Consider the following 1,217-nt stretch of genomic DNA (forward strand, 5'->3'; position numbering starts at 1 on the left):
TGGATTGGCTACACTGATGTGGACAGTTCCGGGAGGGGCGCAGGAGACGGGAGGGCCGTATATGAGGGACCCCAGGCACCCGAGGCATTTCACCGACGAGTTCAAGAGGCAGATAGTCGACCTCTACAACGCCGGCAAGCCCAAGCGCGAGATCATGGACGAGTACGACCTCGGCAAGAGCACCGTGGAGAGGTGGATCAAGTCGATAAACGCGACCGGCTCGCCGCGCGCCGCGGACAACCGCACGCCCGAGCAGAACCGGATCCTGGAGCTCGAGCGCGAGAACCGCAGGCTCCGGATGGAGGTCGACGTCTTAAAACAAGCGGCGCTGATATACGCTCGAAAGTGAGGGCCATAGCGGCCAACGAGGGCCGCTACCCCATATCAGCGCAGTGCAGGCTCCTCGGCGTCGCGAGGTCGACGTACTACTCCATGCGCTCGCGGGCCGACCGGCCCGCCGCGCCGGACCCCGCCGCGCCGGCCGTGGTCGCGGCCCACGCCGCCAGCAAGGGCCGGTACGGCTCGCGCAAGATAAAGGCGTCGCTCGAGAGGTCGGGCGTCACCGTCAGCCGGCGCCGGGTCTGCCGCATCATGAGGGAGAACGGCCTGGTCAGCGCATACGGCAGGAAGAGGTTCAAGGTGCACCCCGGGGCGGTCAACGAGGCCGACGTGCCCAACGTCGTCGCGCGCGGCTTCGGCGGCAGGGCGCCGCGCACCCATATATGCAGCGACCTGACCTACGTGCGCGTCGGGGCCTCGTGGAACTACGTCTGCCTGCTCGTCGACCTCTACAACAGGGAGATCGTCGGCCACTCCGCCGGGCCCAGGAAGGACGCCCGGCTGGTCAAGTCGGCGTTCGCGACGCTCTCCTTCCCCATCTCGGACATCGAGGTCTTCCACACGGACCGCGGCAGCGAGTTCGACAACGCCGAGATCGACCTGATGCTCGAGGCCTTCGGCATTGAGAGGTCGCTGTCGGCCAAGGGCTGCCCCTACGACAACGCCGTCGACGAGTCGACCAACAGGATACTGAAGGCCGAGCTCGTCCACCGCGAGACGTTCGGCACGACGCGCGAGCTCCGGGCCAAGCTCTCGGACTACGTGCACTGGTACAACAACTTCAGGATCCACTCGACGCTGGGTTACATGTCTCCGGTCGAGTTCAGGGAGGCGGGGCTGTCCCTCCCGGAATCGTCCAAATAGGTGTTGCCAATCCA

Annotated in this window: 1 protein-coding gene; it reads left to right on the forward strand. The window is 66.0% G+C overall.

All coding sequences use genetic code 11. The features are described from left to right. Positions 1-61: 61 nt before the first annotated feature. A protein-coding gene (locus tag ACQRC0_RS08720; protein ID WP_417575370.1) for an IS3 family transposase occupies positions 62-1,203 on the forward strand; the annotation gives its coding sequence in 2 pieces (ribosomal slippage) (positions 62-320 and positions 320-1,203; 1,143 coding nt in all). Positions 1,204-1,217 lie beyond the last annotated feature (14 nt).

Source organism: Collinsella sp. SGI.033, from assembly GCF_050315135.1.
Lineage (GTDB): Bacteria > Actinomycetota > Coriobacteriia > Coriobacteriales > Coriobacteriaceae > Collinsella.